Source organism: Aureimonas mangrovi, from assembly GCF_014058705.1.
Classification (GTDB): Bacteria; Pseudomonadota; Alphaproteobacteria; order Rhizobiales; family Rhizobiaceae; genus Aureimonas; species Aureimonas mangrovi.
This window is the reverse complement of record NZ_CP059692.1, coordinates 423,022-435,833: the sequence shown is the minus strand read 5'-3', so window position 1 is coordinate 435,833 and position 12,812 is coordinate 423,022. Positions and strand designations below refer to the sequence as shown.

The following is a 12,812-nucleotide window of genomic DNA, read 5'->3' as shown; positions in this document are numbered from 1 at the left end:
CGTGTCGAAGCTTACTGCGGCATCGCCGCTTCGGGGATCTCGAGCCCGGCTTCCTCGTAGTAGCGCGCGGCGCCCGGATGCAGGGGAACGCCGACACCGTCGAGCGCGTGTTCGAGGACGATTTCCTTGCCCTTGGCATGACCGGCGTCGAGAAGCGCGCGGGTGCTGTCGTTCCACACGGCCTTGGTGATCTCGTAGACGAGGTCTTCCGACTGGTCGGCGCTCGTCACCCACTGCGCGCCGACGGCCAGTGTCTGCACATCCGCGTCGACGCCTTCATAAGTGCCGGCCGGAACGGTATTGGCGGAGAAGAAGCCGTATTCCTGCGTGATGCCGTCGGCCTCCGGGCCGGAGATCGGGACCAGCGTGATGTCGAAGCCGGTCGCCAGTTCGGCGATCGCGCCGGCTGGGAAGCCGCCCACGAAGAAGAAGGCGTCCATGTTCCCGTCGCGCATCAGGTCGGCCGCCTGGTTGGGCTTGAGGTATTCGGGCTCGACGTCCTCTTCCGACAGACCGTAGGCGGCCAGGATCAGCCGCGCATCGACGAGTGTTCCCGAGCCCGGCTCGTCCATCGAGACCTTCTTGCCGGCGAGATCGGCAACGCTCTGGATGCCGGCATCCGCCCGGGCGACGAGATGGATGCTCTCGGGGTAGAGATTGGCGATGGTGCGCAGGGTCTCGACGGGCGGCTGCCCTTCGAACACGCCAGTGCCGGTGTAGGCCCAGTAGGCGACGTCCGACTGCGAGAAGCCCGATTCCAGCGTCGCGCCCTTGATGCCGTTGATATTGGCGACCGATCCGTTCGAGGCGACGGCGGTGGCGATCAGCCCCGGAACGCCGCAGGAGCCGCCGTCGTCGCAGGCGCGCGAGCCGGGAGGGCTGGAGATGGCGTTGGCCAGAAGGCCGCCGATCGGGAAATAGGTTCCGGCCGTGCCGCCGGTCGCGATGCGGAAGAAGTTCATCTCCTGCGCGCTCGCCGCGCCGGACGCCAGAGCCGCCCCGGCCATCACCGCCGCGACCAACGCCGCCACTGCCCGTCTCGCCATCCCCGTTTCCTTTCGTCTGGATCGCATCCGCCTGACATTACGGCGAAAAAGCGGCAGGCGGCAAGGCTTCGCGTCGGGCTCCACCACAGGAATGTCACCACCCTGTCAAACGCTCTTCATCGAAGCGGGATGTCTTCCGCCAGCACGTTCCCTGCGGAGACCACCGACGATGAAGACCAAGCTGGCTGCCGCCACGGCCCTTTCCACTGCCCTCCTCATCGGTGCGGCCTTCGCCCAGGACGGGGCGCGGGACAGCGCATCGGAGGCCGAAGGCCAAGCCTTCACCGCCACGCTCGCCGGCCAGGCGATCCTGCCGGCCGACACCACTGTCGCCGCGCCCGACGATGCCCCCGAGCATCTGCGCCAGGCCGGCAAGTTCTCGACGCCCGACCGCCGCCGCACCACGGAACTCGGCGCGGCGCAGGGCCGCGACGGCGTGCGTCCCACCGGCTTCGGCCTGCCGGTGGACGGCCAGAGCGTGCAGGGCTTCTCGGGCATCAAGGCGATGGCAGACGGCACTTTCTGGAGCCTGTCCGACAACGGCTTCGGCAACAAGCTGAACTCCTCGGACGCCGCCCTGATGCTCCATCGCATGTCCTTCGATTGGGAGAGCGGCGAGGCCGAGCGGCAGGAGACGATCTTCCTCTCCGATCCGAACAGGATCACACCCTTCCCGATCGTCCTGGAAGGCTCCGAGACGCGCTACCTGACGGGCTCGGACTTCGACGTCGAATCCATCCAGCCCGTCGCGGACGGCTTCTGGATCGGCGAGGAATTCGGGCCTTATCTTCTGAAGTTCGACACGCAGGGGCAGCTTCTCGCCGCCTTCGAGACGCATGTCGGCGAGACGCTCGTACGCTCGCCCGATCATCCGGCCCTGACCGTGCCGGCCAATCCGACGGCCGCGATGCCCGATTTCAACCTCAAGCGTTCGGGCGGCTTCGAGGGCCTCGCGCTCTCGCCGGACGGCGCGCATCTCTACGCCATGCTCGAGGGGCCGATCTACACGGACGGCGCGGTCGAAACGGTCGAGGACGGCCGGACGGGCCTGCGCGTCATCGAGTTCGACGTCGCCGGACAGGAGTGGACGGGCCGATCCTGGCTTTACCCGCTGGCCGAAGGCGGCGAGGCGATCGGCGACTTCAACATGCTGGACGCAACCACCGCCCTCGTCATCGAGCGTGACAACGGCGCGGGTCGGCCGGCTCAGGCCTGCGAGGGCGAACCGGCGGAGGACTGCTTCGCGACGCCTGCCCTCTTCAAGCGCGTCTACAAGATCGAGATGAGCGACGAGAACGTCGGCGAAGCGGTCCGCAAGATCGGCTATATCGACCTCATGGAGATCGCCGACCCGGAAGGTCTCGCCCGGCAGGGCGGGGAGGACGGCCGTTACGACATGCCCTTCGTGACGATCGAGAACGTCGACCGCGTCGACGAGGACCATATCATCGTCGGCAACGACAACAACTTCCCCTTCTCGGCCGGCCGCGCGCTCGACCGGGCGGACGACAACGAGTTCGTGCTCCTGGAAGTCGGCGACTTCCTGCGGGCGGAGTAACGCGATGCGACGGAGCCCGGGGGCGATGGCGGACGGCGATACGCTCGCCTTCTTCCGCGACTGGATGCGCGACCCCTTGCGGGTCGCCTCCGTCGTGCCCTCCGGCGAAGGTCTGGCGCGCGAGATCACGCGCCAGATCGGCCCACAGACAGGCCCCGTTCTGGAACTGGGGCCGGGCACCGGCGTCTTCACCCGCGCGCTTCTGGCGCGGGGCGTCGCCGAAAGCGACCTCACGCTCGTCGAACTCGGAGAGGATTTCGCGGCGCGCCTCGCCCTTCGCCACCCGCAGGCCCGCATCCTGCGGCTCGACGCCTCGCGGCTCTCGCGCGATGAGGCCCCGCGCCTGCACGGGGCGACGGTGAGCGGCCTGCCGGTGCTTTCTATGAACCCGCGCGCGGTGATGCGCATCCTCTCGGGCGCCTTCGCGCTGATGCACGAAGGCGGCGCCTTCTATCAGTTCACCTATGCCTGGCGTTGCCCGATCGCCCCGGCGATCCTCGAACGGCTGGGCCTCGAGGCGAAGGCGACCGGCCACACGATGCGCAATCTGCCGCCCGCGCAGGTCTATCGGATCAGCCGCATCGGCGCTTAACGCACGAGCCCTTCCTCCATGAGGTAGCGCGCGGAGGCCGGGATGTCGGCCAAGTCGTCCAGCTCCAGGAGAAGGCGCGGCATCGTTTGCAAACGAGCGAGCGCGGCGAAAACCGCGTGCCAGTCGACGCTTCCTCGCCCGATCCGCCAATGCCTGTCGGCATGGCCGTCGGCATCCTGCAGATGGACGTGGGCGAGCCGTTCACCGGCCCGCGCGACGTAGAAATCGACCGGCGGACCGCCCGTCGAGCGATGCGCATAATGGGCGTGGCCGGTGTCGAGCGAGACAGCCACCGCCGCCGTGCCGAAGCTCTCGGCCAACGTGCAGCGGATGTCCGGGTCCTTGTCCTCGATATTCTCGATGACGAGCGTGCAGCCGATGTCCTCGGCGCGCTGAACGATCGGACGCAGCGTCTCGTGGACGAGTTCCACGACGCGCGCGCCCGCGCCCGGCCGCGCGTCGAGATTGTTGTGATCCCAGGTCGTGTAGGGGCTGTGGATCACCATCTGCGTGGCGCCGAGCGCCGCGCACACCGCCAGACCCTGCTCCAGGCGCCGCGTAACGAGGGCGCGGACCTCACGGTCGCGCGCTGCCAGCGGCAGGCCGTAAAACGGCCCGTGCAGGCCGAGCCGGCCTTCGTGGCCATCGAGAAGCGCCTTGGCGCGGGCGACCAGCGGCTGCCAGTCACCGCCCAGCGTATCGCCGTCGATGAAGTCCTGGAGTTCGAGATCGCGCCCCTCGCCCACGATGAAATCGCGGTGGACGGCGAGGTCGTCGATCATCAGGGCGGCGCCCAAAAGAGGAAGGTCTGTCATCGCGGCACTCGTCGAGGCGGTCTCGACCGCTCCTACTGTGCGCGCAATGACAGGCCGGTGACGCCTTACGCTTCCGACAGCTCGCTGACGCCGCCATGCGCCGCGGACCATGCTGCGGGCCCGTGCAGGAAGGCCTCGACGGCCTCGAGCGTCGTCTCGTCGAAATAGCGGTTCTCGCGCGCGACCTTCAGAACGTCCCACCAGCTCGCCAGCGCGTGCATCTGCAGCCCGGCATTCTCGAGGATGCCCCTGGTTTCGGGGAAGATGTCGTAGTGGAAGATGACGAAGGTGTGCTCGACCTTCAGCCCTGCCTCGCGCATCGCCTCGCAGAAGCGCACCTTGGAGCGCCCATCGGTGGACAGGTCCTCGACGAGAAGCGTGCGCGCGCCCTCGCGGAAGTCACCCTCGATCTGCGCGCCGCGCCCGAAGCCCTTCGGCTTCTTGCGCACGTACTGCATCGGCAGGCCGAGGCGGTCGGAGATCCAGGCCGCGAAGGGGATGCCCGCCGTCTCTCCGCCCGCAACGGCATCCAGCGCCTCGAAGCCGACATTCTGCAGAATGGAGTCGCGCGCGAAGTCCATCAGCGTGGAGCGCACGCGCGGATAGGCGATGAGCTTGCGGCAGTCGATATAGACCGGGCTCGCCCAGCCGGAAGTGAACCGATAGGGCTCGTCGGCGCGGAAATGCACGGCCTGCACCTCCAGAAGCATCTTGGCCGTCAGTTCGGCCACCAGCGCCTTGTCGGTGAAGCTCGTCAATGTCGCGTCCTTTCGCGAGGATGGGAATGTCGCCGCGTTCTTTGCCGCAGGGCGCGGGCGGCTTCAACCGCCCCGCGCCCGCGATGAACAGGATGAGCCGTGCGGGAAGGTTCAGTCGACCTGGCGCACCGCGCCGCGCGACGCGCTGGTGGTGAGCTTGGCATAGGCCTTCAGCGCCGTCGTCACCTTGCGCTTGCGCGTCTCGGCGGGGTGCCAGCCGGCCTCCTCCTGCGCCTGGCGGCGGGCGGCGAGCTCGGAATCGTCCACCGCCAGATGGATTGAGCGGTTGGGGATGTCGATCTCGATCCGGTCGCCCTCGCGCACGAGGCCGATCGTGCCGCCCTCGGCCGCTTCCGGCGAAACGTGGCCGATGGACAGGCCCGAGGAGCCGCCGGAGAAGCGACCGTCGGTGACGAGAGCGCAGGCCTTTCCGAGACCCTTCGACTTCAGGTAGCTCGTCGGATAGAGCATCTCCTGCATGCCGGGGCCGCCGCGCGGGCCCTCGTAGCGGATCAGCACGATGTCGCCCGCGACGATCTCGTTCGACAGGATCGCCTTCACGGACGCGTCCTGGCTCTCGAAGATGCGCGCCGGGCCGGCGAACTTCAGGATGCTCTCGTCGACGCCCGCCGTCTTCACGATGCAGCCGTCCTCGGCGAGATTGCCGTAGAGGACCGCGAGCCCGCCATCCTTCGAATAGGCGTGCTCGGCCGAGCGGATGACGCCCTTCTCACGGTCGAGATCGACGTCGTCGAAGCGGCGCTCTTGGGAGAAGGCGACCTGCGTCGGCACGCCGCCTGGGGCGGCCTTGAAGAAGTCGTGGACCGACTGGCTCTGCGTGCGCTTGACGTCCCAGCGCTCCAGCGCGTCGGCCATCGTCTCGGCGTGCACGCAGCCGACCGAGGTGTCGATGAGGCCGGCGCGGTCGAGTTCGCCGAGGATGCCCATGATGCCGCCGGCGTGGTGGACGTCCTCCATGTGGACGTTGGCGACGGCGGGCGCGACCTTGCACAAGACCGGCACGCGGCGCGACAGCCGGTCGATGTCGGCCATGGTGAAGTCCACCTCGCCCTCGTGGGCGGCGGCCAGAAGATGCAGGACCGTGTTGGTCGATCCGCCCATCGCGATGTCGAGCGTCATCGCGTTCTCGAAAGCGGCGAAAGTCGCGATCTCGCGCGGCAGGACGCCGAAATCCTCCTCCTCGTAATGACGGCGGGCGAGATCGACGATCAGGTGACCCGCCTCCACGAACAGGCGCTTGCGGTCGGCGTGGGTGGCGAGCGTCGAGCCGTTGCCGGGCAGAGACAGGCCGAGCGCCTCGGTCAGGCAGTTCATCGAATTGGCGGTGAACATGCCCGAGCAGGAGCCGCAGGTCGGGCAGGCCGAGCGCTCGATCGCTTGCACCTCCTCGTCGGAGATGCGGTCGTCGGCGGCCGCGACCATCGCGTCGACGAGGTCGAGCTTCTTCTCCTGATCCTTCCAGACGACCTTGCCGGCCTCCATCGGGCCGCCGGAGACGAAGACCACTGGAATGTTGAGGCGCAGCGCCGCCATCAGCATGCCGGGCGTAATCTTGTCGCAGTTCGAGATGCAGACCATCGCGTCCGCGCAGTGCGCGTTGACCATGTATTCCACCGAGTCGGCGATGATCTCGCGCGAGGGCAGCGAATAGAGCATGCCGTCATGGCCCATCGCGATGCCGTCATCGACCGCGATGGTGTTGAACTCCTTGGCGACGCCGCCGGCCGCCTCGATCTCGCGCGCGACGAGCTGGCCGAGGTCCTTCAGATGGACATGGCCCGGCACGAACTGCGTAAAGGAATTGACGACCGCGATGATCGGCTTGCCGAAATCGCCGTCCTTCATGCCGGTGGCGCGCCAGAGGCCGCGCGCGCCGGCCATGTTGCGGCCGTGGGTGGTCGTGCGGGAGCGATAGGCGGGCATGGCGGAACCTTTCCTCGATAAGGCGTACCCGCCATTACACCTTATCGGCGCAGGTTCCAAGCCATTGCTTTTACGTGCGTCAGGAGGCGCGCAGGCCGCTCGCGGTATCGAAGCGGTGGAGCCGCGACGGGTCGGCATGGGCAGCGAAGGCCTCGCCGATCTCGTAGCGCGCATAGCCCGGAACGCGCACGGAGACGGGCGCTCCACCGCCTTGCGGCACGCCGTAGACGTAGCTTTCCGCGCCCACGACCTCGACCGCCGTCACCGACAGATCGAAGACGAGGCCGCCTGCGCGGCGCTCGCCGGCGGGCAGGATCGTCATGTGCTCGGGGCGAAGGCCGAGCGTCTGACCGGTGCGCACATCTGCTTGATCGAGCCCGAGGACATGAGCGGGCGGCGTGCTCTCGAGAGGCAGGAAATTCATTGCCGGCGAGCCGACGAAGCTCGCGACGAAGAGGCTCGCCGGCTTCTCGTAGACCTCCAGCGGCGTGCCGACCTGCTCGATCCGCCCGCCGTTGAGGACGACGAGACGGTCGGCCAGCGTCATCGCCTCGAGCTGGTCGTGCGTGACGTAGAGGCTCGTCGTGCCGAGCCGCTTCTGCAGCGAGCGGATCTCGGCGCGCATCTGGACGCGCAGCTTGGCGTCGAGATTGGACAGCGGCTCGTCGAAGAGGAAGGCGGCGGGCTCGCGCACGATCGCCCGTCCCATCGCCACGCGCTGGCGTTGGCCGCCTGAAAGCTGGCGCGGCTTGCGGTCGAGGAAGGGCGCGATCTCCAGGATCGCCGCCGCGCTCTCGATGCGCCGCGCGATCTCGGCCTTGGGCGTACCGCGGTTGCGCAGGCCGTAGGCCAGGTTCTGCCGCACGCTCATATGCGGATAGAGCGCGTAGTTCTGGAAGACCATCGCGATGTCGCGATCGGCCGGTTCGATGTCGTTGACCACCCTCTCGCCGATCCGCGCGGTGCCGCGCGTGATCGTCTCGAGCCCTGCCACCATGCGCAGAAGCGTGGATTTTCCGCAGCCGGACGGGCCGACGAGGACGACGAACTCGCCGTCCCGCACGTTGAGGGAAACGCCCTTGACCGATTCCTCTCGCGCGCCGGGATAGGTCTTGCCGACCTCCTCGAGGTTGATGGAAGCCAAGGCTCTATTTCTCCGTTTCGGTGAGGCCGCGCACGAAGAGCTTCTGCATGAAGATCACGACGGCGATGGGCGGCAGCATGGCGAGCATGGCGACGGCCATGACGAGATTCCAGACAGGCTCGGAATCGGCCGCTGTGGCGATGCCCTTGATGCCGCGCACGATGGTGTAGAAATCCGGCTGCGTCGTCACCAGCAGCGGCCAGAGATACTGGTTCCAGCCGTAGACGAAGAGGATGACGAAGAGAGCGGCGGTCGAGGTGCGCGTCAGCGGCACGACGATGTCCCACAGGAACTTTAAGGGCCCTGCGCCGTCGATGCGCGCGGCCTCCAGAAGCTCGTCCGGGATCTGCAGGAAGATCTGGCGGTAGAGGAAGGTCGCCGTCGCGCTCGCGATCAGCGGCAGGATGAGGCCCGTGTAGGAGTTCAGGAGCCCGAAGCCGGCGACGACCTGGAAGGTCGGCACGATGCGCACCTCCACCGGCAGCATCAGGGTGATGAAGATGACCCAGAAGGCGGCCATGCGGAAGCGGAAGCGGAAATAGACGATCGCGAAGGCCGACAGGATCGAGATGACGATCTTGCCGAAGGTGATGCCGAGCGCCATCACCAGCGAATTGAACATCATCGGGCCGACCGGCGGCAGACCGTTGCGGCGTGCCCCTTCCGAGAAGATCAGCGCGTAATTGTCGAGCATCGCCGTGCCCGGCCAAAGCGGCGCGAGGCCGGTGTTCAGCCGGAAGCTCGTATGGGTCGAGGCGACGAAGGCGACCCACACCGGCAGCAGCACCAGGATGACGCCGAGGACGAGGACGACATGCGTCGCGATCGTGACGAGCGGGCGCTTTTCGACCATCAGTAATGCACCCGCCGCTCGACGAAGCGGAACTGGACGATCGTCAGCACCATGACGACCGCCGTCAGGAGAACGGACTGTGCGGCCGAGGAGCCGAAGTTCTGGCCGAGAAAGCCGTCCGAATAGGCCGAGTAGACGAGCGTCGTCGTATCACGGCCCGGCCCGCCCGCCGTCGTCGTGTCGATGATCGCGAAGGTGTCGAAGAAGGCGTAGACGACGTTGATCACCGACAGGAAGAACACCGTTGGCGAGAGCAGCGGCAGGGTGATGGTGAAGAAGCGCTTCACGGGCCCGGCGCCGTCGATCGCCGCCGCTTCCATGATCGAGCGCGGGATCGACTGGAGCCCGGCGAGGAAGAAGATGAAGTTGTAGGAGATCTGCGCCCAGCTCGCCGCGATGATGACGAGGATCAGCGCGTGGTCTCCGTTGACGAACTGGTCCCAGCGGATGCCGAAGGTTCGCAGAACGTAGGCGAGGATGCCGATCGAAGGGTTGAACAGGAACCACCACAGGATGCCAGCGACGGCCGGCGCGACAGCGTAGGGCCAGATCAGCAGCGTCGAATAGACGGACGAGCCGCGGATCAGACGGTCGACGGCGGCGGCGAGCGCCAGCGAGACGACGAGGGTGATGATGGCGACGGACGCGGCGAAGACGGCGGTGACGCCGACCGAATCCCAGTATCGCGCCGAATTCAGGAGCGCGGAGAAATTATCGAAGCCGACGAAGCGCTCCCCGAAGCCGAAGGCGTCCGAGCGGAACATCGACTGACGCACGGCCTGCGCAGCCGGATAGAGAAAGAAGACCGCCGTCACCGCGAGCTGCGGCGCCAGCAACAGGAGCGGCAGGGCTGTGCCGCGAAAGATCACACGCTTTTCGGACATCGGGCGGCCGTCTCGGGGTCAGGAAAACCCGCCGCCCCATGGGGAGCGGCGGGTTGAAGGCTCGATCGAGCTTTACTGGTTCTGGGCCTCGAACTCGCGCAGCATCTCGTTGCCGCGCGTCTGAGCGGCCTCGACGGCCTCCTCGGCGCTCTTGCTGCCGTTCAGCGCCGCCTCGAGCTCTTCCTCGATCATGGCGCGGATCTGCACGAAGTTGCCGAAGCGCAGGCCCTGGGAGTTCTCGGTCGGCTCGTTCAGCGTCATCTCCTGGATGCCGACGTCCGAACCCGGGTTCTCGTCATAATAGCCCTGCTCCTGGGAGAGCTCGTAGGCAGCCTGCGTGATCGGCAGGTAGCCGGTCGACTGGTGCCAGTCGGCCTGGACCTCGGGGCTGGAGAGGAAGGCAAGGAACCGCGCGACGCCCGGATAGCTCGCCTCGTCCTTGCCGCGCATCACCCAGAGCGAGGCGCCGCCGATGATCGAGTTCTGCGGCGCGCCCTCGACGTCGTCGTAGTAGGGCAGCATCCCGAAGCCGACCTCGAAGTCGGTGTTGGCGAGGATCGCCGCGCGGCCGGCCGAGGATTCGAGCAGGATCGCGCACTCGCCCGAGCGGAAGGCCGGGCCGGCATCAGAACCGCGGCCGCGATACTGGTAGGCACCCGTCTGCTGCCATTCGGCAAGGTTGGCCCAGTGGCGTGCGACGAGGCCGGCGTCGGCGAACTCGAACTCGGTGTCGAGGCCGGCCATGCCGTTCTGCCGGGTCGCGATCGGCGTGTTGTGCCAGGCCGAGAAGCTTTCGAGGTTCAGCCAGGACGGCCAAGTGGTGGTGAAGCCGCAGGAGGCCGCGCCCGATTCGACGATGGTCGCGGCGGCCTCGGCCAGCTCGTCCCACGTCGTCGGCGGGGTCTCGGCGTCGAGGCCGGCCGCTTCGAAGGCGTCCTTGTTGTAATAGAGGATCGGCGTCGAGGAGTTGAACGGGAAGGAGAGCATCTCGCCCTCGGCGGTCGAGTAGTACCCGACGACGGCCGGCAGGTAACCCTCGCGGTCGAACGCCTCGCCGGTGTCGGCCATCAGTTCCTGCACCGGATAGATCGCGTCGCCCGCGGCCATGAAGGTGCCGGTGCCGACCTCGAAGACCTGCAGGATGTGCGGCTGCTCGCCGGCGCGGAAGGCGGCGATCGCGGCCGTCATCGACTCGGGATAGGTGCCGCGGTTGACGGGCACGACGCGGTAATCGGACTGCGTTTCGTTGAAGGCGGTGGCGAGGCCCTCGAGCTTCGTGCCGAGCTCGCCCGACATCGAATGCCACCACTGGATTTCGGTCTGTGCGGCGGCCGGGAGGGCGGCGCCGGAGAGAAGGATGGCGGCCAGTGCCGCGGTCTTGAAGGCGTGCGTCATCGCGTCGAGCTCCGTTGTCGCCGCGCCGGTGCGGCGGCGACACGCTTAAGGGTCGATGCGAAACGCTTTTGCGACGTTTGGATGTCATCTGGATGACAGGCGGGTCTCAGTAGTCGCCCGAGGACGGCAGGCCGTCGAGGAAGCGGCTCGCGTCGGCACGCATGGTGGCGACCTTGCCCGCGTCCATGCGGTGAAGTGTGGAGACGACACGGCCCGTGCGCGGATTCTGCGCGAGGCGCTTCTCGTTGCGGGCGACGAAATCCCAGTAGAGATAGTTGAACGGGCAGGCATCCTCGCCCGTTCGCTGCTTCACGTCGTAGCGGCACGAGCGGCAGTAGTCCGACATGCGGTTGATGTAGTTGCCCGACGCCGCGTAGGGCTTCGTCGCGAAAAGCCCGTCGTCGGCGTAGAGGATCATGCCGACCACATTGGGCATCTCCACCCATTCGTAAGCGTCGTGATAGACGACGAGATACCACTCCTGCACCTGCCTCGGATCAAAGCCGGCCAGAAGGCAGAAATTGCCGATCACCATCAGCCGCTGGATGTGGTGGGCATAGGCGTAGGCCCGCGTCTCGCCGATCGACTGGGCGAGGCAGTTCATCTCTGTCTGCCCCGTCCAGAAGAAGTCCGGCAGCGCGCGGCGCGCATCCAGGGCGTTCTTCTCGCCGTAGCCCGGCATCTCGCGCCAGTAGACGCCGCGGATGAATTCGCGCCAGCCGATGATCTGGCGCACGAACCCCTCGGCGGCGTTGATCGGCGCATGCCCGTCGCGAAAGGCCTTCTCGGCGGCCCCGCAACATTCTGCGGGCGTCAGGAGCCCGCAATTGATGAGCGCCGACAGATGCGAGTGGAAGAGCAGCGGCTCGCCTTCGCGCATCGCATCCTGGTAGCGGCCGAACTCCGGCAATGCCTCGCGCACGAACCAGCGCAGATATCCGAGAGCCTGGCGCCGCGTGACCGGATAGTCGAAATCGTCGAGCGAGCCGAAATGATTGCCGAAGCGGCGCGCGACAAGGGCCAGCACCGCCTCTGTCGTCTCGTCCACAGAATAGGTCGGGCGCTCGGGCGGCTCGACGTCGCGCGGCAGGCTCTCGCGATTGTCCTCGTCGAAGTTCCAGCGTCCGCCCTCCGGCTCGCCGGACGCCGTCATCAGATAGCCGGTGCGCTTTCGCATATTGCGGTAGAACGTCTCCATCAGGAGCGTCTTGCTGCCGCCGGTAAGCTCCGCGAACGCCTCCTGGTCGCACAGGAAGCGATCGTCGGCCCGGATCTCGACGGGGACACCGAGGCGGCTCTCCCACCCCTCGATCATTGCCTTCACCCGCCACTCGCCCGGCTCGGTGACGATGACGCCCTCGACATCGTACCGCTTCAGGGCGCGCTCCAGCTCGCCGGTGAAGCTTCCCGAGTTTCCGCAATCGTCGAGCGCGACATAGTCGACCGTCACTTTCCGCCTGCGCAGTTCGTCCGCGAAATGGCGCATGGCGGAAAACAGAAAGGCGATCTTGCGCTGGTGGTGGCGCACATAGGTCGCCTCGTCCGCGACCTCGGCCATCAGCACGACGTCGCCGGGCTTCCAATCGCGCAGGCTGGAGAGGTCGCGGGTCAACTGGTCGCCGAGAACGAAGCGAAGGCGGGCCATGACGGGTATCCAATTCTGCCGAGCAATCGAAGACTGCACTTGATCGCGACGGTCACTCAATGGCTTGGGTGAGTCCCCTACCTAGATGCCCGGGCCCCGCATCAAGTGCGACGCATCGGCGCGAGAAGCCCGCGCCAGCAACGTGAAAGCATCGACTCGGCACGTTCGGGTCGACGCA

General features: G+C 67.1%; 11 protein-coding genes. 2 read left to right on the top strand and 9 right to left on the bottom strand.

Going from position 1 to position 12,812, the window contains the following annotated elements; translation table 11 throughout:
• Positions 1 to 11: 11 nt before the first annotated feature.
• Positions 12 to 1,046, bottom strand: a complete 1,035-nt coding sequence (locus tag H1343_RS02005) for a TAXI family TRAP transporter solute-binding subunit (protein ID WP_185984317.1) — start codon at positions 1,044 to 1,046, stop codon at positions 12 to 14.
• A 169-nt stretch (positions 1,047 to 1,215) separates the two neighbouring features.
• Between H1343_RS02005 and H1343_RS02000 the strand changes: the two genes are divergently transcribed.
• Positions 1,216 to 2,604, top strand: a complete 1,389-nt coding sequence (locus tag H1343_RS02000) for an esterase-like activity of phytase family protein (protein ID WP_185984316.1) — start codon at positions 1,216 to 1,218, stop codon at positions 2,602 to 2,604.
• A gap of 4 nt (positions 2,605 to 2,608) precedes the next feature.
• Positions 2,609 to 3,196: a class I SAM-dependent methyltransferase gene (locus H1343_RS01995; protein WP_210270060.1), complete on the top strand. Its 588-nt coding sequence runs from the start codon at positions 2,609 to 2,611 to the stop codon at positions 3,194 to 3,196.
• Here H1343_RS01995 and H1343_RS01990 read toward each other — a convergent pair.
• The 8 genes from H1343_RS01990 to H1343_RS01955 all read right to left on the bottom strand — a co-directional run bounded on the left by H1343_RS01990 (position 3,193) and on the right by H1343_RS01955 (position 12,634).
• Positions 3,193 to 4,011 (bottom strand): sugar phosphate isomerase/epimerase family protein, encoded by an 819-nt coding sequence (locus tag H1343_RS01990; protein ID WP_185984314.1) that lies wholly within the window; start codon positions 4,009 to 4,011, stop codon positions 3,193 to 3,195. The two genes, H1343_RS01995 and H1343_RS01990, sit on opposite strands and share 4 nt — an antisense overlap.
• Before the next feature lie 65 nt (positions 4,012 to 4,076).
• Positions 4,077 to 4,769: an orotate phosphoribosyltransferase gene (locus H1343_RS01985; protein ID WP_185984313.1), complete on the bottom strand. Its 693-nt coding sequence runs from the start codon at positions 4,767 to 4,769 to the stop codon at positions 4,077 to 4,079.
• Positions 4,770 to 4,880: 111 nt separating this feature from the next.
• Entirely contained in the window at positions 4,881 to 6,713 is a 1,833-nt protein-coding gene (gene ilvD / locus H1343_RS01980; RefSeq protein ID WP_185984312.1) for a dihydroxy-acid dehydratase, read from the bottom strand.
• 79 nt (positions 6,714 to 6,792) lie between these two features.
• Entirely contained in the window at positions 6,793 to 7,857 is a 1,065-nt protein-coding gene (gene ugpC / locus H1343_RS01975) for a sn-glycerol-3-phosphate ABC transporter ATP-binding protein UgpC (RefSeq protein ID WP_185984311.1), read from the bottom strand.
• Between the two features lie 4 nt (positions 7,858 to 7,861).
• Positions 7,862 to 8,710, bottom strand: a complete 849-nt coding sequence (ugpE, locus tag H1343_RS01970; protein ID WP_185984310.1) for a sn-glycerol-3-phosphate ABC transporter permease UgpE — start codon at positions 8,708 to 8,710, stop codon at positions 7,862 to 7,864.
• Positions 8,710 to 9,594 carry a sn-glycerol-3-phosphate ABC transporter permease UgpA gene (ugpA, locus tag H1343_RS01965; protein ID WP_185984309.1) on the bottom strand — a complete coding sequence of 295 codons (885 nt, stop codon included), beginning with the start codon at positions 9,592 to 9,594 and terminating at the stop codon, positions 8,710 to 8,712. The genes ugpE and ugpA overlap by 1 nt, the downstream gene beginning before the upstream one ends.
• Positions 9,595 to 9,666: 72 nt before the next feature.
• Positions 9,667 to 10,989, bottom strand: a complete 1,323-nt coding sequence (gene ugpB, locus H1343_RS01960; RefSeq protein ID WP_185984308.1) for a sn-glycerol-3-phosphate ABC transporter substrate-binding protein UgpB — start codon at positions 10,987 to 10,989, stop codon at positions 9,667 to 9,669.
• 106 nt (positions 10,990 to 11,095) lie between these two features.
• On the bottom strand, positions 11,096 to 12,634 hold the full coding sequence (locus H1343_RS01955; RefSeq protein ID WP_185984307.1) for a cryptochrome/photolyase family protein: 1,539 nt from the start codon (positions 12,632 to 12,634) through the stop codon (positions 11,096 to 11,098).
• Positions 12,635 to 12,812: the final 178 nt, after the last annotated feature.